Origin of the sequence: Pseudomonas putida (assembly GCF_028682475.1) — a bacterium.
GTDB classification, from domain to species: Bacteria; Pseudomonadota; Gammaproteobacteria; order Pseudomonadales; family Pseudomonadaceae; genus Aquipseudomonas; species Aquipseudomonas putida_AG.
Map to the genome: position 1 here is coordinate 81,946 of NZ_JANHLE010000002.1, position 22,091 is coordinate 104,036.

Genomic DNA, 22,091 nt, shown 5'->3' on the forward strand with positions numbered 1-22,091 from the left:
CGTGCTCATGCAGGGAACTGACGCGATCAAAAATGATAGATACCGACTTTATGGATGTGCACTAAAAATCTGCTGTCAGCGCCATCCTTCGACACCACGCAGTGTTCACCCTGAGCGGTCCACTTCCTGCCGCCTTTGGTAGACACCGATATATGCGCTTCGGGCGTGGATTTGGGAATCAGCTCATCGCCATCCTGTCGGGTCACTCGCCAGTGTCTGGCTGATTTCGAATAGAAGCCTAAATAGTCATTGTTGCTGATATCTAATGTGCTGCCGTTTTTGCTGCCGCCTTTGGTGTACTCCTTGATGATGTAGATCGCTTCGCCGTTTTCCTCATAGCAGCCAAACCACAGGGTAGTTGGCAGTACGGGATGGCCTTTGATCTCGGCATCCAGAATCTGCAGCCAGCCGCTGTCATTGATGCGTACAGGGCGCCGTACATCACCGTCCTCCAGGTACACGTCGGCGGTAAAAGATTTTGACGTGTCCAGTTTCGAGTCATCCATGGTATTTCTCCTGATTGTTGCTGTGTGCTTGAGCTGTTCAAAGTAATCACCTGTTGCAGTGCACTACAGGCTGAAGCCTTTCCAGCAAGCACACGCCATCGCTCCCGGCTTGCAATGAGTCAGGCGGGGTGCTGATGCGTGGGGGGAGAACGGTTGGATGCTGGCGGCTGGGTTGCGGGTGTCATCGCGGGGCAAGCCCGCTCCTACCGGGATCGGTAGGAGCGGGCTTGCCCCGCGATAAGGCCTCAGACCCCTTGCGGAATCTCTTCGCCACCCAGCGCTTCGAACAGCGCCGGCAGGAACTCGCCGAAGGTCAGCATCATCAGGGTGAAGCTGGCATCGAGTTGGCCCAGGGCCTCGTCGCCGCCATCTTCTTCGGCCTGGTCCTGCAGCAGTTCTTCAAAACGCAGGCGCTTGATGACCATCTTGTCGTCGAGCACGAACGACAGTTTGTCCTGCCAGGCCAGCGACAGCTGGGTCACCACCTTGCCGGTACCCAGGTGCAGCTGGATCTCGTCGCTGGTCAGGTCCTGGCGTTTGCAACGGACGATGCCGCCGTCTTCGTGGGTGTCACGCAGTTCGCATTCGTCCAGGACAAAGAAGTCCGGGGCGGCTTGCTGGGTCTTGACCCAGTCGGTCATGGTCGCGCTCGGGGCGATCTTCACGGTCACCGGACGCACCGGCAACGAGCCCATCACTTCACGCAGGGTCGAGAGCAGGTCTTCGGCACGCTTGGCGCTGGCCGAGTTGACCAGGATCAGGCCCTGCTTGGGGGCGATGGCGGCGAAGATCATCGAGCGACGGATAAAGGCACGTGGCAGGAAGGCCTGGATGATCTCGTCCTTGATCTGGTCGCGCTCCTTCTTATAGACCTTGCGCATCTGTTCGGCTTCGATCTCGTCGATCTTCTCTTTGACCGCATCGCGCACCACGCTGCCGGGCAGGATGCGTTCTTCTTTACGCGCGGCGATCAGCAGGAAGTCACCGCTGACATGAACCAACGGGGCATCTTCGCCTTTGCCGAACGGCGCGACGAAACCGTAAGTGGTCAACTCCTGGCTGGCGCAAGGGCGCGCCGGCTTGCTGGCCAGAGCGGTTTCCAGTGCTTCGGGATCGAACGGGACATCCTGGGTCAGGCGATAGGTCAGCAGGTTTTTGAACCACATGGGGTGAATCTCTCCTCAACACATAAGGAGGGCATTATTCTCCGAGCGGGCGCTTCAGGCCAAGTCCGCTAAGTCTTTGGAACGCCTGAAAATTTTTTTTAAAAAAGTGCTTGCCAGAGTGTTCGGTGCTCCGTAGAATGCGCGCCACACCGAGACGAAAGGGTGATTAGCTCAGCCGGGAGAGCATCTGCCTTACAAGCAGAGGGTCGGCGGTTCGATCCCGTCATCACCCACCACTTCTCAGTGTATCGCGCAGCGGTAGTTCAGTCGGTTAGAATACCGGCCTGTCACGCCGGGGGTCGCGGGTTCGAGTCCCGTCCGCTGCGCCATATTTAGCTTCCAGGGCCCACTGAACACCCGGAAGCCACAAAGAAAGCGACCTTAGGGTCGCTTTTTTTGTTTCTGGATTTCGCCCAGAATTCAACAGCACGCTGGTACGTCGCTGCTTTCTCCGTGCCAGCCCCTACTGAGCAAGAGATCAATCATGCAGGATGCACGCACTTCCCCGACGCCTCTGCTGGGTATCGACCTGGGCACCACCAACAGCCTGGTGGCTGTCTGGCGCGATGGCCAGGCGCAACTGATCCCCAACGCCCTCGGCGATGTCCTTACCCCTTCGGTCGTCAGTCTCGATGACGACGGCAGTATTCTGGTTGGCGCGCCAGCCCGAGCACGGCTGACGACTCACCCTGAGCGCACCGTCGGCGCCTTCAAACGCTTCATGGGCAGTGACAAAAAACTTGAGCTGGGTGACCAGTCGTTCAGCCCGGAAGAGCTCTCGGCATTGGTGCTCGGTGCCTTGAAAGCCGATGCTGAAGCCTTTCTGGGCTGTTCGGTGAGTGAGGCGGTTATTTCGGTGCCAGCGTATTTCAGCGACGAGCAACGCAAGCGCACCAGCTTCGCCGCCGAACTGGCCGGTTTGAGCGTGCAGCGCCTGATCAATGAGCCGACCGCCGCAGCCATGGCCTACGGCCTGCACGAAAAGAAGTTTGAACGTACGCTGATCTTCGACCTGGGCGGCGGTACGTTTGATGTCACGGTGTTGGAATACGCCCTGCCGCTGATCGAGGTGCATGCATCGACCGGTGACAACTTCCTTGGCGGTGAAGACTTTACCGCGGCGTTGCTGCAAGCCTGTCTGCAGGACTGGCAGCTCAAGCCGTCGGCCGTGGCGCCGCAAACCCTGGCCAGCCTTGCCGATGCCATCGAACAGCTGAAGTGCAAACTGAGTGAGGGTGAGCAGCACCTGAGCTGTGAGGTTGCCGGTGAAACGCGCCATTGGTCACTGGACGAAGCGCGTGCGCTGAAGATCTGGACCGGGCTGCTGGCGCGTATCCGGGCACCGATCGAGCAGGCCTTGCGCGACGCCCGGGTGAGCCCCAAGGACCTTGACAGTCTGGTGTTGGTGGGCGGCGCCACACGTATGCCGGCGGTGCAGCAGATGGTTGCCACCCTGTTCGGCCGCCTGCCATACCGGCACCTGGACCCGGATACGATCGTCGCGCTCGGTGCCGCCACCCAGGCGGCATGCAAGGCCCGCGACGAAGCCATTGAAGAGTTGATCCTGACCGATGTCTGTCCGTATACGCTGGGGATCAGTGCCGCGCGCAGCGAAGAGGTCAGCGGTGTGTTTGCGCCGATCATCGAGCGCAACACGGTGATTCCGACGTCCAGGGTCAAGCGCTTCAGCAGTACCCATGCCGAGCAGAAAATGATCCGCATCGAGGTGTACCAGGGCGAGCGGCCCTGGGTGCGTGACAATATCTTTATCGACGCCTTCGAGATTGCGCTCACGCCCAATGGCAGCATCCAGAGCCTGGATGTGCGCTTCAGTTATGACATCAACGGCCTGCTGGAGGTTGACGTGACCTTGCTCGACACCGGCAAGCAGCACAGTCACAGCATTGACCGCAGCCCCACCGGACTCGATCAAAAAGCGCGGCAGGCCAGCCATGCACGGCTCGCGGGGCTGAAAATCCATCCACGCGATGCGTTGCCCAACCGCACCCTGCTGGCCCGTCTGGAACGGGCCTGGATGCAGAGCCTGGGCGATGACCGCGAACGGATCGGCAGCTGGCTGGACGACTTCTCAAGCGCCTTGGCCAGCCAGCAACCTGAACAGATCAGCCGTCAGCGCCAGCGCCTCAGCGAGGCACTGGAGCAACTGCGGTTCTAACCGTTCAAGCGCCGCAAAGCTGCCTGCAGGCCCGCCTGCAGGTTGTTTTTCCCGGCGTTCACCGGTGGCAGACCGTAGCGGTTGGGCAGCGGTTCACCCGGTAGGATCAGTAGCACCAGCGGCAGGAACGGCAGGAACGGCAGCAGCGCCGCGAACAGGATCAGCGTCGGGATGCCTCGGCCGATATCATGCAAACGGCGCAGGCTGGCGCTGCCCAACAGGCCGACGAACAACAGGGCAAAGAGGATCTGTAACGGCATGCTCCCGGCCATCAGGGTCAACAGCGGCCCGAGGATGATGCTGCCGAGCACCTGCACGCCATAGGCCTTGCGACTCAGGCGGCTACCGAGTTTCCATATATGCGTGGCTGGCACTGCCTGGTTGCTGGCGTTGGCCGGCAACAGACGTTCGGACCACGACAGCAACGCCGTCATCGCCGCACGGATGCCGGTGTCCATGCCCGGGAAGTCTTTGGCGCGTTGCAGCTCCTTGAGCACTTTGACCCTTGGTACGCCGGCGCGACCGTAGCGTGCCAGGTTCTTCAGGGCGTCGAGGGCGGTATAGAACAACGTGCTGTTGAGCAGATAATCCTCTTCGAGCACTTTGCTTGGCGGGCGTACCGGCTCGCCCTTGATCAGGCCGTCGCGAAACGGCTCGAACCAGTCCTGTGCGCAGGTCAGGTTGGCGATCTGTTGCAATACTTCGCGGTGCTGCTCGGCGTTCAGGCTTGGGTCGTGATAGAGCACGCCGCAGAGCAGCAAGAGGCCGAACATGTCGTCTTCGAAGGCGCCTGGATCACGCTCAAGGCAGGCAAACAGCTGCAGGTTGCTGGGCAGTCGGCTGCTGTCCAGCACCTGTTGCACGCTGAGCAGGCGCTGGCCCAGCAACTGTTGTACCGGATCATGGTCGTCCAGCCAGCCCAGCAGCCCATCCAGGTTGCCTTGCTCCGCTTGCAGGCGCAGCAGCACCTGTTGCAGCGGGGCAAACGGGTGATCGGCAGGGTAGGGCATGGCCAGCAAGGCGGGTGAGGTCATCGCCAGCCAACGTTCCGGCTGGTCGATCAGGGCCAGCATGAACAGGTTCTGCCGGTGCCAGGTCCACAGGCCGTCATCGGCGGGTGGGCGAGGCAGTTCGATGCCGGCAGCGGCCAGTTGCGCCTGGAGCTCGAGCGCATAAGGTGCCGGGAACATGCCGCCCGGCTTGAACGCCTCAGCCAGCCGTATCAGGCCAGCGGTCGGGTAACTGCGCACCCGGCGCATCCAGTCGCGGCACACTGGCCGCAGGTTGTTTTCGCGCAAAGCTTCGGGCAATTGCGCCAGGTCTGAAGGGCTATCAATGAAGGCGGCCAACGCCAGGGCAACCGGTGATTCGTTCAGCCAGCGCAGCTGTAGCGCGGCCTGGTACTGGAAGCCTTCGAGGATCAGCGCGTCCAGCGGATCATCGTCGGGCGCTTCGGCCAAGATCTGGCGCAGCAATCCGCTGTCGCCTCGATGCAGTGCCCAGGCGTGGCGGTACAGACGCTGCAGTTGAGCGTCTTGCTGATCGTCGAGCAGCCAGGCCAGCAAAGGCTGTTCGTCATCACCGTCCATGCGCCAGCCGACAAAGGTGCCAGCAATGTCAGGCAACCCGCTGCGGGCGGCTTCGAACCAGCGCGTCAGGGTTTCCGGGCGCTGTGACGGGCTGCCCCAGGCCTGCTCTGGCGCTTCAAGATCGTCTGGCCAGCGGGTGACCGGCTCCAGTCGATCGAAGGCCTGGATCAGCAAGGGCAGGCGTTGTGGCTGCTGCTTGTGGCACAGCTCCAGCAGCCAGCGCGCGGCGCGCGGGTGCTGGTGTTCACGCCACAGTCGGGTCCAGCACTGGCGGGCGAGTTCTTCCTGGCCGCTGTCGCTGCTCTGGCAGGCCAGCAAGTACAGCAGGTCGAGATCGTCCGGTGCCTGGCGCTGTTGCTCGGCAAGCATCGCGCAGAAGGTCTTGCTGGCGATGCCGGCCTGGCTGAACTGCACCAGCAAACGCTGGATAAACGCCTCATCTGCGGGCAAGGCCATGCAGGTGTGCGTGGTGGCGAAGCGTTTGTACTCGAACAGTGGCCGGTTGTGGAACAGGTACTCGAGGCTGCGGGTGAACCATAAGGTCTCCATTTGCGCAGCCGGCGACCAATCCTTCATCAGCGCGGTGTCGAACGGGTCCGGCTCGGCCGTGCGTTCGAGGAACGCCTCGGCCTGTTCCGGTTGTTCCAGCCGCAGTAGCTGGCTGGACCAGCCCAGGCGCGAAGCCAGCATCTGTACACAGTTGTGGGATAACGGGCTGGTCTGCATCAGGTTGTAGAGCAGGTTCCAGCTGACCGGTTCCAGGTCTTCCAGGGACAACTGGTCAAGCTGCTCGATAAACCCTTGCCAGGCGGCGGGGTCGAAGCGCCGGGTCGAGTCTTCAAGCAACACTGCGAAGGCTGCCCGCGTGCGCTCGACAGGGCCGTCTTCCACGGGCATCGGACTTTGCTCCGCTACTGCCTGGGGCTGCTCGTCACGGGCCAGTTGCAAGGCGGCTTCATAGGCTTGGCGCAGGGCCTGGAAACCTTCCGGGTCGGTTTCCGGGTGATGCTGTGGCAGGCGTGCGCGATAGGCGCCGCGAATCAGCTCAGGGTCGTTGGTCGGCTCAATGCCCAGGCGTATCCAGCAGCTCATGACCAGGCCTCCTCTTCCAGCGTGTCAGGGCGTTCAGGCAGATTCAACGGCAGGTCCCACGGCAGGCTGGCGAGCAGTTCGCCGGCGCCCTTGCGCAGGTTGTTGAGAATGCAGCGGTTCCAGTGCTCGCCCCCTTGGCGGTCGAGTTCCGCGGCCAGTTCATCGTCGCTGCTGTCGGAGCAATTCCACAGCGCCTTGCCATAGATGTAGCCCGCCAGGTAGGTGTTCCAGTCGTTGTAGTAATGACGCGCGCGCAGGGCCAGGCGACCTTGCAGCCAGAGGCTTTCATCGGCGCTGACATAGCCTTTGCGCAGACCGCTGCGCAGCAGGAAGCCCATGCGTCCCAGGTCCCAGGCCCGTATGCCACTGGGGCCACAATCGGCCAGGGTGCGGTAGGCGAATTGGTACTGGATGCGTTGGCGCGGGTTCAATTGCTCCAGCGCGTCGTGCCATTCGCTGGGCAGGCAGCGCGCCGCTTGCCAATAGGCGTTGCTGACTTCAGTGGCATGGCCGTCATCGGCCATGTGCAGCATGTCCAGCAACTGCCGGCGATTGCTGATGCCCCACCATTTCTGCAGGTCCGTTTCGTCATCGTCTGCCGGTTCGTAATAGGTCGCGGCGGTGTAGCTGGCGCCATTGAGGGCGGCCATCGGCGCGGACAGGGCATACAGCCAGTGCTGCTCTAGTTCTTCCATGAAAAAGCTCCGGGGGTCGGCAGAAGGATGTGCGGATACCGACCAAAGTGGCGCGAATTGTAAAGAGCCATAGCGGTAGCGGCAAATCGGTAGTGGGCTGCCTTGGTGCAGGCCCGCCCAGAACGGTGCAGAAATTTCGCGATGGTTTTCCGCACAAGCCCGGTGTTATGGGCTTGCGCGGTGTTGGCGCGCCCCTTGCTAACGCTTGAATATCCGGCAATCAACGCAGATTGCCCCGTTCACGACAAAGGCGCCGTGTTGCTCCCGCTTGTTTTCACAAGCCGGGGCGACAGGGCGCCTTTTTGTTTGCGCAAGCAGGAGGTTGGCAGATGAGCAGCAGTACTGTGCGCAGCGTTTGCCCGTATTGTGGCGTAGGGTGTGGCATCGTCATGACGGTTGAAGGCAACCGGGTGACCAAGGTCAGCGGCGACAAACACCACCCGAGCAATTTTGGCCGTTTGTGCACCAAAGGCCTGACCGCCCATCAACCGCTAAGCGACGCGGGGCGCATGCAGCAGGCTTACCTGCGTGACCAGCGTCAACGTGATCCGGTGCAGACGCCTGTTGATGCAGCCATTGAACAGACGGCCAGGCGTTTGCGCGCAGTCATTGACGAGCATGGGCCCGATGCCCTGGCGTTCTATGTCTCCGGGCAGATGTCGCTGGAAGCCCAGTACCTGATCAACAAACTGGCCAAAGGCTTCGTCCGCAGCCGCCACATCGAATCCAATTCGCGCCTGTGCATGGCCAGCGCCAGCAGCGGCTACAAGCAGTCGCTGGGGGCCGACGGACCGCCGGGCAGCTATCAGGATTTTGATCGTGCCGAGGTGTTCTTCGTTATCGGCGCGAACATGGCCGACTGTCACCCGATCCTCTTTCTACGCTTGCTCGACCGGCTCAAGGCCGGTGCCCGGCTGATCGTCGTCGACCCACGGCGCAGTGCCACTGCCGACAAAGCCGACCTGTTCCTGCAGATCAAACCGGGCACTGACCTGGCGCTGCTTAACGGCCTGCTTTATCTGCTCAAGCACAACGGCCATTGTGATTATGATTTCATCGAGCGCTATACCGAAGGCTGGGAAACCCTGCCGGACTTTCTCGAGGACTACACGCCCGCGCGGGTCGCCGCCATCACCGGGCTTGCCGAAGCCGATATCCGCCGGGCCGCCGACTGGATCGGCCGGGCGCCGGAATGGATGAGCTGCTGGACCATGGGCCTGAACCAGAGCATCCATGGCACCTGGCAGACCAACGCGCTGTGCAACCTGCACCTGGCCACCGGGGCGATTTGCCGGCCTGGCAGCGGGCCGTTTTCCCTCACTGGCCAGCCCAACGCCATGGGCGGACGCGAAATGGGCTATATGGGCCCGGGCCTGCCCGGCCAGCGTTCGGCCCTGATCGAGAGTGACCGTGCGGTTGTCGAGCAGCTCTGGCAGCTGCCCGCAGGCACTCTGCGCAGCGCAAGCAGTGACGGCAGCGTAGCCCTGTTCGAGCAACTGGCAGCCGGGCAGATCAAGGCCTGCTGGATCATCTGCAGCAATCCGGTGGCCAGCGTCGCCAACCGGCAACAGGTGATCGACGGCCTGCAGCGGGCAGAGCTGGTGATCACCCAGGATGCCTTTCTCGACACCGAAACCAATCGCTATGCCGATATCCTTTTGCCCGCTGCACTGTGGGCCGAGGGCGAAGGGGTGATGGTCAACGCCGAGCGCAACCTGACCTTGATGAGCAAGGCGGTCGAGCCACCGGGTGATAGTTTGCCCGACTGGCAGATCATCGCCCGTGTCGCCTGTGCCATGGGCTACGCCGAAGCGTTCAGCTACGACAGTGCCGAGGCGGTGTTCGACGAGATCCGCCAGGCCTGGAATCCGGCCACCGGCTATGATGTGCGCGGCATCAGCTACGCCGGTTTGCGCCAGGCGCCACAGCAATGGCCGTGTGAACCCGGGCGTGAGGACTGCCGCAGCCCGCTGCGTTATCGCAATGACGGGGTCAGCCAGAGCCTCTATCGCGATACCACTGGCCATACGCCGGCCATCGCCTTCGCCACCCCGAGTGGCAAGGCCCGCTTCTTTGCCCGGCCCTGCCTGCCGAGCGCCGAGCTGCCGGATGAGGAGTTTGCCCTGGTGCTCAACACCGGGCGGGTCCAGCACCAATGGCACACCTTGACCAAGACCGGAAAGGTCGCGGCGTTGAACAGACTCGATCCCGGCCCCTTCGTCGAGATTCACCCCGAGGATGCCGAACGTCTGGGCATTGCCGACAAGGACCAGGTGCAAGTGCGCTCGCGGCGTGGCCAGGCGCTGTTGCCCGCACGCATCACTATGCGAGTATTGCCCGGCAACTGCTTTGCGCCGTTTCACTGGAATGATGTCTATGGCGACAACCTCGCCATCAACGCAGTCACCAGCGACGCCGTCGATCCGCTGTCGCTGCAACCGGCCTTCAAATACTGCGCGGTAGCCTTGAGTCGGGTTGCAGGCGAACGCATCAGCGCGGTTCAAGTCGAGCCACCGCGCGCCTCGATGCAGGATCAGCACCTGCTGCTCTGGGCCTCGCAAACCGGCAACGGCCAGGCCCTGGCCGAACAGTGCGCCGAACAGCTGCGCGAGGTTGGCCTGCCGGTGCAATTGAGCTGCATGGAGGATGTCGCGCTGGCGCAACTGGACAGCCCCGCCAGCCTGCTGCTGATCGCCAGTACCTTTGGCGATGGCGACGCACCGGACAGCGGCGCGGCGTTCTGGCAGGACTTGCAGGGCGAGCATGCGCAACGTTGCGCCGGGCTGCCCTATGCCGTGCTGGCGCTGGGCGACTCCAGCTATGAGCAATTCTGTGGTTTCGGTCGCAAGCTCGATCAGCGCCTGGCCGAGTTGGGTTGCCAGCGTTTGCTGGAGCGAGTCGATTGCGAGGGTGATTTCGCCGCACCGGCAGGGGAGTGGTTGCAGGCGCTGCTGGCCAGGTTCGGGCGGGAGCAGCAGACGCTGGCCTTACCGGTGTCCAAGCCAGCGGCCACGGGCTTCAGCAAACAACAGCCGCTGCCTGCCAGGGTGCGGGAAAACCGCTTGCTCAACAGTCCGGGCGCCAACAAGGAAACCCGGCAGATTGTTTTCGACCTGGCCGACAGCGGCTTCAGCTATCAGGCCGGCGATGCCCTCGGTGTGTGGCCGCGCAACTGCCCGGCGCTGGTGAACGAGCTGCTCGCGGCGACCGGTCTGGAGGGGCGTCAGTTGGTCAGCCTCAAGGGCCAGGCGGACATGCCACTGGCCACTGCCTTGAGCGAGCATCTGGAGATCGCCAAGGTCACGCCGGTCATGCTGGAAACCATGGCCCTGCACAGTCGCAACGTGCACCTGCAGGACCTGCTAAAACCGCAGAACAAGGCGGCGCTCAAGGAATGGTTGTGGGGCAAGCAACTGATTGACCTGTTGCATGCCTTCAAACCGGCGCTCGACCTGGAGACCTGGCTGAGCCTGCTCAAACCGTTGCAGCCACGCTTGTACTCGATCAGTTCCAGCGCCAAGTACCACCCCGATCAGGTTCATCTGACGGTTTCCACGGTCCGTTATGGCCAGCGCAAAGGCGTCTGCTCAACCTACCTGGCCGACCGTGCGGCACAGGGCAAAGTGGCCATTTTCACCCAGCCAAGCGCACATTTTCGCCTGCCCAAGGACGGCACAGCGCCGGTGATCATGGTCGGTCCCGGCACCGGCGTCGCGCCGTTCCGGGCATTCCTGCAGGAGCGTCAGGCCGAAGGTGCCAAGGGGCGTAACTGGTTGCTGTTCGGTGAGCAGCAAGCGACCAGCGATTTCTATTACCGCGACGAGCTCCTGGCCTGGCAGCGCGAGGGGCATCTGACCCGCCTGGATACGGCGTTTTCACGTGACCAGCCGGAAAAGATCTATGTGCAACAACGCATGCTTGAGCACGGCGCTGAACTCTGGCGCTGGCTGGAAGAGGGCGGCTACTTCTATATATGCGGTGACGCCGGACGCATGGCCCGTGACGTCGATGCCGCGCTCAAGCAGGTGGTGTCTGAGCACGGCGCGATGAGCGCTGAACAGGCTGATGCCTACGTTGCTGAACTGAGCCGGAGCAAACGTTATCTGCGCGATGTGTATTGAGTGCCCCATAAGGGGGAGGCTTGCACCAGCCTGGGTCGACAACTGCCGTTTACGCTAGCGAAAAGCCCTGGTTTCAAAGGCTTTGGCAGTTGGCATGGTCCCTGCTTTTGCACTGTTACAACGTTCCTGCGGGTCAATGGCGATTCGCACCCGGAACTACATAGAACGACCAGGCAAAGGCGCCTGGAGCTTCGGCTCCAGGCGCCTTTTTTTGTTTTCCGGGCGCGCCCCGGCAGTACAGCCAGCGTGAATGGCCTTGAGTGAGGATCGGGTATGAATGCAGCAACGACCATCGCCCAGCGGAAAAAACTGATCATCGTCGGCAACGGCATGGTCGGGCATCACTGCGTCGAGCAACTGATCGAACGCGGCGCCCTGAGCCGTTATGAGCTGCGAGTGTTCGGTGAGGAGCGCCAGCGTGCCTACGACCGCGTGCACCTGTCCGAGTACTTCAGCGGCAGCTGCGCTGAAACCCTGGCCCTCGGTGCTGCGGGGCTGTATGCCGAGCACGGGGTGAATCTGCACTTGGGCGAAACGGTGCTGGAGATTGACCGCGAGCGTCGGCAAGTGCTGACTTCGGCGGGGCGTTACGCCTATGACCAACTGATCCTGGCCACCGGCTCTTATCCGTTTGTGCCGCCAATCGAGGGCTGCGAGGGCGCTTCGCGTCTGGTGTACCGCACGCTCGATGATCTCGATGCCATCCGCGCTGCAGCCATCGGTGTCCGGCGTGGCGTGGTGGTCGGTGGTGGCTTGCTGGGGCTGGAAGCCGCCAACGCTCTCAAGTCACTGGGCCTGGAAGCGCACGTGGTGGAATTCGCCCCGCGCTTGATGCCGGTGCAACTGGACGCTGAAGGCGGCGCGGCCTTGCGGGCGCAGATCGAGGCGCTCGGTGTGGGTGTGCACCTGTCGCGGGCGACCCAGTCGGTGGTGGCCGGTGAAGACTATCGCTACCGGATGAACTTCGAGGGCGGCGAGTTTCTTGAAACCGACCTGATCGTATTTTCCGCCGGGATTCGTCCGCAGGATGCTCTGGGTCGCAGCAGCGGTCTTGAGGTTGCAGCGCGTGGCGGGGTGGTGATCGACAGCGCCTGTCGCAGTAGCGATCCGTACATCTATGCCATCGGCGAGTGCGCATCGTGGAGCGGTAGTGTGTTCGGCCTGGTTGCGCCGGGCTACAACATGGCGCGCAATGTCGCGGCGGCGCTGGCCGGTGAGAATACCGCCAGTTTTACCGGCGCCGACATGTCGACCAAGCTCAAGTTGCTTGGCGTTGATGTCGGCTCGATAGGTGACGCCCACGGCGCTACCCCGGGCGCACGCAGCTACCGCTTTATTGACGAAGCCGGCTCGGCCTATCGCCGTCTGGTGGTCGATGCCACTGGCAAGCGCGTACTCGGTGCGGTGCTGGTGGGCGACAACAGTTACTACGACACCTTGCTGCAATATGTGCAGAACGGCATCGCCCTGCCGGCCGATCCGGCAGCATTGATCCTGCCGCAAAGCGCCGGTGCACCGACCTTGGGTGCCGACGCCTTGCCGGACAGCGCCACCATCTGTTCCTGCCACAACGTCAGCAAAGGCGCGATCTGCAGCGCCATCGACAACGGCTGTGGCGAGCTCGGTGAACTCAAGCAGCAGACCAAGGCGTGCACCGGTTGCGGTGGTTGCGCGGCGTTGCTCAAGCAGGTCTTCGAACACGAACTGATCGCCCGCGGCGTCAGCGTCGACAAGAGTCTGTGCGAGCACTTTGCCTATACCCGCCAGGAGCTGTACGCCCTGGTGCGGGTCGAAGGCATCCTCAGCTTCGAGGAAATGCTCGCCAGGCATGGCCGCGGCCACGTCGGTTGCGATATCTGCAAGCCCACGGTCGGCTCGATCCTCGCCTCGTGCTGGAACCAGCCGATCATGGACCCTTCGCTGGTACCGTTGCAGGACACCAACGACACCTTCATGGCCAACATGCAGAAGAACGGAACCTATTCGGTGGTGCCGCGGATTCCTGCTGGCGAGATCACTCCGGAAAAGCTCATCGTCATCGGCCAGGTGGCGAAGAAATACGACCTCTACACCAAGATCACCGGCGGCCAGCGCATCGACCTGTTCGGCGCGCAGCTGCACGAGTTGCCGGCGATCTGGGGCGAGCTGATCGAAGCCGGCTTCGAAACCGGGCATGCCTACGGCAAATCCACGCGCACGGTGAAGTCCTGCGTCGGCAGCACCTGGTGTCGCTATGGCGTGCAGGACAGCGTGCAAATGGCCCTGACCATAGAAGATCGCTACAAGGGCCTGCGTTCGCCGCACAAGCTCAAGTTCGCGGTATCCGGCTGTACTCGCGAATGCGCCGAGGCGCAGAGCAAGGACATCGGCGTGATCGCCACCGAGAAGGGCTGGAACCTGTACATCTGCGGCAACGGCGGCATGCGGCCACGCCATGCCGAGCTGTTCGCCACCGACCTTGATGATGCGGGGCTGATCCGTCTCATCGACCGGGTGCTGATGTTCTACATCCGTACCGCCGACAAATTGCAGCGCACCTCGGTCTGGCGCGAGAGCCTGGAGGGCGGGCTGGATTACCTCAAGCAGGTGATTATCGACGACAGCCTGGGCCTGGGCGCCGAGCTTGAGGCGCAGATGCAGCTGGTGGTCGACCGCTACGAGTGCGAATGGGCCAATGCCCTCAAAGACCCCGAGAAGCTCAAGCGCTTTCGTACCTTCGTCAACGACCAGCGTCCCGACCCGGGCGTGCATTTTGTCCGTGAGCGTGGCCAGCGTCGGCCGATCGCCGCAGCTGAACTGCATTTGATTCCGACCACTGAAGAGGTGCTGTGATGAGCCTGTCCAATGTCGCTGTAAACCTGCAAATACAAGACTGGCAAGCGGTCTGCAGCCGCCAGGATCTGGTTGCGCAATCGGGCGTGGTGGTGTGGTTCGAAGGCCGGCAGGTGGCGTTGTTCTACCTGCCGGAGCAGGACACGCCGGTGTTTGCCGTCGACAACCGGGACCCGAAATCCGGCGCCAATGTCATTGGCCGAGGCTTGGTCGGGCATCTGAAGGGCGAGCTGGTGGTGGCGGCGCCGTTGTACAAGCAGAATTTCAGTCTGAGCGATGGGCATTGTCTGGAGGATTCACAGCAGGCGTTGCAGGTGTGGCCGGTGCGGATCAGGGCGGATCAGGTGGAACTGGGGCTGGTTTGAAGGCCTCATCGCCGGCAATGCCGGCTCCCACAACATTCAGTGGGATGCAGACCCTGTGGGAGCCGGCATTGCCGGCGATTGCAAGGCCCCGATAAACTCCCGGCATGAACCTCGACACCCGCATCAAATTCCGCCACCTGCTGTGCTTTCTTGAAATTGCCCGTCAGGGCAGTTTTGCCAAGGCCGCCGATGCCATGGCGATCAGTCAGCCAGCGATCTCCAAGACCCTCAAGGAGCTTGAAGAGCTGCTGCAGACGCGCCTGTTCGAACGCAGCAAACAGGGCGTCGAACTGACTCCGGCCGGGGTGCGTTTCATGCGCTACGCCGGGCCCAGCGTGCAGGCCTTGCGCGAAGGCGTAAGCACCTTGCGCGGTGAAGAGCATGCCCCGCCACAGGTGCGCATCGGTGTGCTGTCCACGGTCGAAAGCCTGCTGATGCCAGAGGTACTGTGCCGCCTGCATCAACGCCATGCGGCCCTGGTGGTCAGTGTTGCCACCGGCCCGAGTGCGCACCTGCTGGCGCAACTGCATGTCGGCGAGCTGGATCTGGTGATCGGGCGCATGACCGAAAGCCCGCAAATCCAGGGCCTGTTGTTCGAGCACCTGTACAGCGAATCGATGTCGCTGGTCGTGCGTCCCGGGCATCCCTTGCTCGCCCGCCAGCCCATCGAGCGCAGTCAGCTCGGGCGCTATCCGCTGGTGCTGCCGCTGGCCGGCACGACCATCCGCAAGCATGCCGACAGCCTGTTCGTGCAGTGCGCCATCGAGCAGCCGCTGCAGCGCCTGGAGACCCTTTCGCCAGCCTTGAGCCGCCGCTATGTGCAAAGCAGCGACGCGGTCTGGGTGGCACCGCGCGATGCGGTGCGGATCGACCTGGGGCGCGGTGAACTGTGCGAACTTGACCTGGGTGTGCAGGAGCCGGGCGGCTCGGTCGGCATCTGTAGCAATGCCGCCTTGCCGATGAGCCTGCCGGCGCGCTGGCTGTGCGAGGTGCTGCGCGAAGTGGCGGGGCAGTACCGCGACGGCAGCTACCCGTGAAATCCCGGCAATCTTACAAACAGCTACAAAACCTCTGTGGCGAAGTTGCCCAAGTGCGTTGTCCCGTCAATACTGGCCACTGGCTGCAGCTTAGTATGAAGAAGCTTTTACTTGGCTGAACTTATCCGGCTTTTCTTGCTCTCATGCCGGTAGCCATTGGTCGTGGCCGCCTGATAAGCTCGCGGCTTTACTCGATTGCCCTATTGGCGCATGAACAAGGAAATAGCATGAAACAGCATCGGTTGGCGGCTGCGGTTGCCCTGGTTGGTCTGGTCCTGGCGGGTTGCGATTCGCAGACCAGCGTCGAGCTCAAGACTCCGGCACAGAAAGCCTCCTACGGTATTGGCCTGAACATGGGCAAGAGCCTGGCTCAGGAAGGCATGGACGACCTTGATTCGAAAGCGGTTGCTCAAGGCATCGAAGATGCTGTCGGCAAGAAAGAACAGAAAATCAAGGACGAAGAACTGGTCGAAGCCTTTGCTGCCCTGCAAAAGCGCGCTGAAGAGCGTCTGGCCAAGATGAGCGAAGAGTCGGCTGCCGCCGGCAAGAAGTTCCTTGAAGAAAACGGCAAGAAAGCCGGTGTCGTCACCACCGCTTCCGGCCTGCAGTACGAAGTGATCAAGAAGGCCGACGGCGCTCAGCCAAAGCCGACTGACGTGGTCACCGTTCACTACGAAGGCAAGCTGATCGATGGCAAGGTCTTCGACAGCTCGGTTGAGCGTGGCAGCCCGATCGACCTGCCGGTCAGCGGTGTGATCCCGGGTTGGGTCGAAGGCCTGCAACTGATGCACGTGGGCGAGAAGTACAAGCTGTACATCCCGTCCGACCTGGCTTACGGCGCCCAGAGCCCGAGCCCGATGATCCCGGCCAACTCGGTCCTGGTGTTCGAACTGGAACTGCTGGGTATCAAGGATCAGGCCAAGCCTGAAGCCGACGCCGCCGAGTAATCTGCTCGCGGTACAGCCAACGCCCCGTCTCGACGGGGCGTTGTCGTTTGTGCAATCGATGCGAACCCCATCGACCGCAGACGGTCTGAAAAGCTGGACCTGACGCCGAAAAGGTGCAGGATGGGTAAAACGTTTGCGCCATTGAAACAGGTGTGTAAAAAACGCCCGATTTAAGCCCGGCCCTTGCCGGGCGGGCGCCCTGAGCACTAAAAGTGGCTCTGTTCACAAGGTTATCCACAATAATTGTGGATAACCTTTCCCTCGGTCATGCCCTGGAGGCTGTATGAAAGCACCCTGGACCTTCGCCCGTTTTCTGCCGCTGGCCGAGCGCTTGCTCAGTCGCGGCCGTCTGCCGGCGCTGCTTTTTGCCGTGGCGCGCAAAGGACCCCGCTTGGGTAAGCTGCGCGAAGACGTGCGCTTGCTGCAGGCGCTGTGTCTGGCCTGGTGGCGTGGCGAGTACCGCTCGATCAGTGCCAAGGCGCTGGTGACCGTGGTGGCCGGGTTGCTGTACTTCGTCAGCCCGCTGGACGCCATTCCCGACTGGTTGCTGGGCGTTGGCATGCTCGATGACATCGCCGTGCTGGCCTGGGTGCTCAAAGCGGTGTCGGATGAACTGGCCGCGTTCAGCGCCTGGCGCCAGCGCCAGGCACCGGAAAAACTGCGGGTGCTCGAACGCTTGCCAGACACGCCCGAAGCCTTGCGCCTGGAGCAGCTGAAAGGCTAATTACATCAGCACCCTGCACACCCTTGCTGGCTGGTAATATAATTGGCATAAGGATTATGCCTACCGATTACATATCGTAATCCTACAAGGGGGTTGTAATGGGTATTCAGGTCATCAGCCGGGACGGTCAACCCGAGTATGCGGTTGTACCCTGGGAGCAGTACCAGGCACTGCTGAAAGCCGCCGGTCAGCTTGAAGCGGCAGCCGTCGAAGAAACACAGCTCACCCCTCCACACAGCGCCAGCTTGCCGAGTTTCAGCGAGTTGGCGCGTTTGCGTGAGGGCAAGGGACTGGCAGCGGAACAACTGGCGCGCAGCGTCGGCATCAGCCCGGTGTACCTGGCCCTGATCGAGAGTGGCGAACGCCAGCCGGATGCCGCGATTCGCCGCAGCCTGGCCTGGGAGCTGGGTGTGGCAGGATGGAGCGAGCCGTCGTGAGTAGCGTACGGATCAGCCGCCAGCACTGGGAGGGTCTGCTTGGCGAGCTTGACCTGGCCCGTCGCCAACGCCACCTGTTGACCTACCGCGCCCTGCTCGAACGCCTGCAGTTGCCGAGCCCGGCCATGCAGACCCTGACCGCTGCCCTGGAGCATCTGGCGGCACTGGACGCCCGTGCGGAACAGCCGCTGCGCAGTTCGTTGGTGATCAGCCAGGGCGCCAGCCGTTTGCCGCGCACCGGCTTCTTCGAGTGCGTGGAGCGCCTGGGGCGCTTTTCCGGGCCATCGGACGGTATGGCCGCCGCCTCCTGGCATGCCTCGGAAGTGGTGCGGGTGTTCGAATACAGCTACCCGGAAAAAGAGGAAGCCTGAACCGTCGGCGCCGTGTCGATCAGGTACAGGCTGTATCCGCTCAGGTCTTTGGCCTGATGCTTGGCCTGTGACGCCAGCTCCGCCAGTTGCCCGGCATCGAGGTTGGCGCAGGCTTGCGGGCGCAACTGCACCACGCCAATCGATAGCGACAGCAGGGCGAACTCCTGGCGTTGCCCTTGGCGGTTAGGGGCAATGAAACAACCGGCCTGCACATGTTCGGGACGGTAGAAGCGCCGGCACTGGCGCTGAAAGTCTTCCAGCAGCAATTGCAACCTGCGCTCCCAGTCAGCCGAACCCAGCACCAGCATGAAGTCGTCGCCGCCGATATGCCCGACGAAGTCATGATTGGGGTCGACCCGCTCGTTCAGGCACTGGGCCAGGCACAGCAACACCTCATCGCCGCGGGCATAGCCGTAGATGTCGTTGAACGGCTTGAAACTGTCGATATCCACATAACAGATCGCCGCCTCACGCTGCTGTTGCAGCAGGCGCGTCAGGCACTGCTGGATCGGCACGTTGCCGGGCAGCAAGGTCAGGGGATTGGCGTAGCGGGCCTGCTGGATCTTCTGTTCGGTAATCAGCTTGAGCACATCGATCACCCGGCCCAGGCCGAGGTAACGGCCGTTGTGGATAATGATGAAATCTTCTTCGATACGCTGGCGTGCGCGGCTGGTGAGCAGGCGGCTGACCTGTTGCAACGACTGCGTCAGTTCCACCGCGAGGAAGTCATCACTCATCAACCGGCTGATCGGTTTGCGGGCAAACAGATCGGTGGCAAACGGCTTGAGCAGGGCATCGGACAGCGAATGACGGTGAACGATACCGCAGGGTTGGCGGCGTTCGTTGAGCACCGCCAGGGAGTTGAGGTTGGCCTGACGACGGAACAGCTCCAGCACCTGCGCCGTCGGTGTGTCCTGATTCACCGTGGGCTGTTCGTTGAGCAGGGCGGCGAGGTTGCCGCCGTCCTCGCTGAGCACCTGCAGATCCCGATTGGGGCTGCCGAGCATCTGCTGGATATCCCGCGACGGTTGCTCCTGAGGGCGGCCGAGCAGATAGCCCTGGACCAGGTCGACGCCCATTTCGGTCAGCACCTTGAGCTCTTCGGCCAGCTCGATGCCTTCGGCGATCACCTGGGCGCGCGAGGCGCGGGCGATTTGCAGGATGGAGCCGACGAACTCGCGCTTGACCGCATCCAGGTGAATACCGTCGATGAAATGGCGGTCGATCTTGACGTAGTCAGGGCGCAGTTCCGACCACAAGCGCAGGCTCGAATAACCGGCCCCCAGATCATCCAGGGCAATCGAGAAGCCCATGTCGCGGTAGTGGTGCAGGGCATTGAACAGCAGCTGGAAATCATCGGTGGGAGTTTGCTCGGTCAGTTCGATAACCACCCGGCTGGGCGGTACGCCGAGGTCATGGAGCATCTTCAGGGTGCGCCCGGACTGGTACTGCGGCTCGAGCAACGACTCGGGCGAGACGTTGAGAAACAGCTTGCCCTCAAGGTTCTGCTGGCTGAAGCGCCGGCAGGCGCTCTCGCGACAGGCCACTTCCAGTTCGGTCAGGCGCCCGGCCTGGCGGGCCACGGCGAACAGGTTGATCGGCGAGTGCAGGGGGCTGTTGGACGGACCGCGGCTCAACGCTTCGTAACCGAGGATGCGCCGCTCAGACAGGCAGACAATGGGTTGGAACAGGCTGTGCAACGCACTTTGAGCAAGAATGGTGCTCAATGCGCTGAGCTGTTCGGTCACGGTCATGGCGGCACTACCTTGAAAAAAAGGGACTGAGGCCAGCGGCGCTCAGTCCCTTATTTCACGACAGAATCGTGACTGTTTCATGACGCAATAGCGGCACAGTCACATTATTTTGCCATCACCTTTTTACGGGTTGTTCTTTGCGACTGCCGAATTCAGCCCCAGGTAGTCGAGCAGGATCCGCCCGGACTCCGACAGGTAGGCGTCGTCTTCCGGTTTGGTATCGTCCGGCTCGGCCGGCAGTGCGTCTTCGTCTTCCTTCTTCAGTTCCTTGAGCGGTTCTTCGCCCTTGGCCTTGCGTCGGGTGTTTTCCAGGGCCAGTTGCTTGCTTTCGATATCGGCATGCTGGGCACGGCGTTCGACTTCGTTGAGGCTGACGGTTTTCTCGTTCATCAGCTTCTGGGTCAGCGCCAGGCGGTCGCGGATGTAGACGAACTCCGGATCCTTGGCGGTGCGGGCGTCGTGGCGCGCCTTGAGCTGGGCCAGGTACGGTTTGAACGGATCGAGCGCAGGCCTGATCGCCGGGCGGATGGTGTCCCACGGCATGGCTTCGGGCAGGGCGCTTTCACCAATTTCCTTGGTGTCGATAATCGACGGGTAGTCGATATCCGGGAGCACGCCCTGATGCTGGGTGCTCTGCCCGGAAACCCGGTAGAACTTGGCCAGGGTCAGCTTCAGTTCGCCATGGTTGAGCGGCTGGATGGTCTGCACGGTGCCTTTGCCGAAGGTCTGGCCACCGAGGATCAGCGCGCGGTGGTAGTCCTGCATGGCGCCGGCAAAAATTTCCGAAGCCGAGGCTGACAGGCGGTTGACCACCAGCGCCAGCGGGCCTTTGTAGAAGGCGCCGGGGTTTTCGTCTTCGAGCACGTCGACACGACCGTCGGCGTTACGCACCAGTACGGTCGGGCCCTTGTCGATGAACAGGCTGGTCAGTTCAGTGGCTTCCTGCAGGGAACCGCCGCCGTTGTTGCGCAGGTCGATGACCACGCCGTCGACTTTTTCCTTCTGCAGTTCGGTGAGCAGCTTTTTCACGTCACGGGTGGTGCTCTTGTACTCCGGATCGCCGGCACGGAAGGCCTTGAAGTCCAGGTAGAAGGCCGGAATCTCGATGATGCCGAGCTTGTAGTCACGGCCATCCTGCTTGAGCTTGAGCACCGACTTTTTCGCCGCCTGCTCTTCAAGCTTTACCGCCTCGCGGGTGATCGGCACGATCCTGCTGGTCTGGTCGTTCGGGGCGTTGCTCGCCGGGATCACTTCCAGGCGCACCACCGAACCTTTCGGCCCGCGGATCAGCTTGACCACTTCGTCCAGGCGCCAGCCGATCACGTCGACCATTTCCTTGTCGCCCTGGGCGACGCCGATGATCTTGTCGGCCGGGGCCACTTGCTTGGTCTTGGCGGCAGGGCCGGCCGGGACCAGGCGGACGATCTTGACCTGATCGTTGTCGCTTTGCAGCACGGCACCGATACCTTCGAGCGACAGGCTCATGTTGATATCGAAGTTTTCCGCGTTGTCCGGCGACAGGTAGTTGGTATGCGGGTCGTAGGACTGGGCAAAGGTGTTGATATAGGTCTGGAAGATGTCTTCGGCGCGGGTCTGGTCCAGACGGGTGAGCTGGTTCTTGTAGCGCTTGGTCAGCAGCTCCTGGATCGCCTTGGACTCTTTGCCGGCGATTTTCAGGCGCAGGACTTCATCCTTGACGCGTTTGCGCCAGAGGTCGTCGAGTTCGGCCTGGGTCTTGATCCACGGCGCGTCCTTACGGTCGACCAGCAAAGTCTCTTTGGTGGTGAAGTCGAAGTTGTCGACGCCCTTGTTCAGCTCGGCCAGGGCGAAGTCCAGACGCGATTTGACCCGGTCCAGATAACGCTTGTAGATGGTGAAACCGGGATCGAGATTGCCGCTTTTGAGGAAATCGTCGAACTGGGTCTTCCACTTGTCGAACTCGGCGACGTCACTGGCGAGGAAATAGCTGCGGGCCGGATCGAGCAGCTTGAGGTAGCTGTCGTAGATGATCACCGAGCGCGCATCGTTGAGCGGCGGCTTGCTGTAGTGGTGGCGCTTGAGCAGCTCGACCACGTTGAGGCTGGCGACCACTTCGTCGCGATCGGGCTGGAGTTTATCCCAGCTGTTGGCAGCCCATGCATTGCCCGCCAACGGCAGACTGCCCAGACCGATCAACAGTGCAAGGGTGGTGCTTGGCAAAAAATGCTTCATGCTGATTCGACGTAGGGACAATTGATCACGCATATTAGGCCGTCTTTGAATTCGCCGGTTCCATGAAA

At 62.0% G+C, this 22,091-nt stretch carries 15 protein-coding genes and 2 tRNA genes; 11 read left to right on the forward strand and 6 right to left on the reverse strand.

The window, feature by feature from the left end; all coding sequences use genetic code 11:
• Positions 1 to 26: 26 nt before the first annotated feature.
• Positions 27 to 506, reverse strand: a complete 480-nt coding sequence (locus NPS47_RS02460; protein ID WP_274293536.1) for a hypothetical protein — start codon at positions 504 to 506, stop codon at positions 27 to 29.
• A 245-nt stretch (positions 507 to 751) separates the two neighbouring features.
• A complete protein-coding gene (gene rdgC, locus NPS47_RS02465) occupies positions 752 to 1,672 on the reverse strand; it encodes a recombination-associated protein RdgC (protein WP_038608187.1) in 921 nt (306 codons plus the stop codon).
• A 160-nt stretch (positions 1,673 to 1,832) separates the two neighbouring features.
• On the opposite strand from rdgC, the gene NPS47_RS02470 reads away from it, so the two are divergent.
• The 3 genes from NPS47_RS02470 to NPS47_RS02480 all read left to right on the forward strand — a co-directional run bounded on the left by NPS47_RS02470 (position 1,833) and on the right by NPS47_RS02480 (position 3,848).
• Positions 1,833 to 1,908: transfer RNA gene (locus tag NPS47_RS02470), tRNA-Val, on the forward strand.
• 16 nt (positions 1,909 to 1,924) lie between these two features.
• A tRNA-Asp gene (locus NPS47_RS02475) sits at positions 1,925 to 2,001 on the forward strand.
• A gap of 155 nt (positions 2,002 to 2,156) precedes the next feature.
• On the forward strand, positions 2,157 to 3,848 hold the full coding sequence (locus tag NPS47_RS02480; RefSeq protein ID WP_274293537.1) for a molecular chaperone HscC: 1,692 nt from the start codon (positions 2,157 to 2,159) through the stop codon (positions 3,846 to 3,848).
• On the opposite strand, the gene NPS47_RS02485 is transcribed toward NPS47_RS02480, so the two are convergent.
• The gene (locus NPS47_RS02485; protein WP_274293538.1) at positions 3,845 to 6,529 is read right to left on the reverse strand and encodes a DUF805 domain-containing protein; all 2,685 of its coding nucleotides are present in this window, start codon (positions 6,527 to 6,529) and stop codon (positions 3,845 to 3,847) included. The two genes, NPS47_RS02480 and NPS47_RS02485, sit on opposite strands and share 4 nt — an antisense overlap.
• Complete coding sequence (locus NPS47_RS02490; RefSeq protein ID WP_274293539.1) at positions 6,526 to 7,224, reverse strand: DUF1266 domain-containing protein; 699 nt, start codon at positions 7,222 to 7,224, stop codon at positions 6,526 to 6,528. Before NPS47_RS02490 ends, NPS47_RS02485 begins: the two co-directional genes overlap by 4 nt.
• 329 nt (positions 7,225 to 7,553) lie before the next feature.
• On the opposite strand from NPS47_RS02490, the gene NPS47_RS02495 reads away from it, so the two are divergent.
• The 8 genes from NPS47_RS02495 to NPS47_RS02530 all read left to right on the forward strand — a co-directional run bounded on the left by NPS47_RS02495 (position 7,554) and on the right by NPS47_RS02530 (position 18,058).
• Positions 7,554 to 11,345, forward strand: a complete 3,792-nt coding sequence (locus NPS47_RS02495) for a bifunctional nitrate reductase/sulfite reductase flavoprotein subunit alpha (RefSeq protein ID WP_274293540.1) — start codon at positions 7,554 to 7,556, stop codon at positions 11,343 to 11,345.
• Positions 11,346 to 11,618: 273 nt separating this feature from the next.
• Positions 11,619 to 14,177 carry a nitrite reductase large subunit NirB gene (gene nirB / locus NPS47_RS02500; RefSeq protein WP_274293541.1) on the forward strand — a complete coding sequence of 853 codons (2,559 nt, stop codon included), beginning with the start codon at positions 11,619 to 11,621 and terminating at the stop codon, positions 14,175 to 14,177.
• Positions 14,177 to 14,542 (forward strand): nitrite reductase small subunit NirD, encoded by a 366-nt coding sequence (gene nirD / locus NPS47_RS02505; RefSeq protein ID WP_274293542.1) that lies wholly within the window; start codon positions 14,177 to 14,179, stop codon positions 14,540 to 14,542. Before nirB ends, nirD begins: the two co-directional genes overlap by 1 nt.
• 104 nt (positions 14,543 to 14,646) lie before the next feature.
• Positions 14,647 to 15,579: a pca operon transcription factor PcaQ gene (pcaQ, locus tag NPS47_RS02510; protein ID WP_274293543.1), complete on the forward strand. Its 933-nt coding sequence runs from the start codon at positions 14,647 to 14,649 to the stop codon at positions 15,577 to 15,579.
• A 227-nt stretch (positions 15,580 to 15,806) separates the two neighbouring features.
• Positions 15,807 to 16,526 (forward strand): FKBP-type peptidyl-prolyl cis-trans isomerase, encoded by a 720-nt coding sequence (locus tag NPS47_RS02515; RefSeq protein ID WP_274293544.1) that lies wholly within the window; start codon positions 15,807 to 15,809, stop codon positions 16,524 to 16,526.
• 283 nt (positions 16,527 to 16,809) lie between these two features.
• Entirely contained in the window at positions 16,810 to 17,250 is a 441-nt protein-coding gene (locus tag NPS47_RS02520) for a YkvA family protein (protein ID WP_274293545.1), read from the forward strand.
• Positions 17,251 to 17,348: 98 nt separating this feature from the next.
• Positions 17,349 to 17,687, forward strand: coding sequence for a helix-turn-helix domain-containing protein (locus NPS47_RS02525; protein ID WP_274293546.1), 339 nt, complete (start codon positions 17,349 to 17,351; stop codon positions 17,685 to 17,687).
• On the forward strand, positions 17,684 to 18,058 hold the full coding sequence (locus NPS47_RS02530; RefSeq protein ID WP_133215943.1) for a hypothetical protein: 375 nt from the start codon (positions 17,684 to 17,686) through the stop codon (positions 18,056 to 18,058). Before NPS47_RS02525 ends, NPS47_RS02530 begins: the two co-directional genes overlap by 4 nt.
• On the opposite strand, the gene NPS47_RS02535 is transcribed toward NPS47_RS02530, so the two are convergent.
• Together NPS47_RS02535 and NPS47_RS02540 are read right to left on the reverse strand one after the other, a co-directional pair.
• On the reverse strand, positions 18,034 to 19,812 hold the full coding sequence (locus NPS47_RS02535) for a bifunctional diguanylate cyclase/phosphodiesterase (protein ID WP_274293547.1): 1,779 nt from the start codon (positions 19,810 to 19,812) through the stop codon (positions 18,034 to 18,036). The two genes, NPS47_RS02530 and NPS47_RS02535, sit on opposite strands and share 25 nt — an antisense overlap.
• A 123-nt stretch (positions 19,813 to 19,935) precedes the next feature.
• A complete protein-coding gene (locus NPS47_RS02540; RefSeq protein WP_274293548.1) occupies positions 19,936 to 22,023 on the reverse strand; it encodes a carboxy terminal-processing peptidase in 2,088 nt (695 codons plus the stop codon).
• Positions 22,024 to 22,091 lie beyond the last annotated feature (68 nt).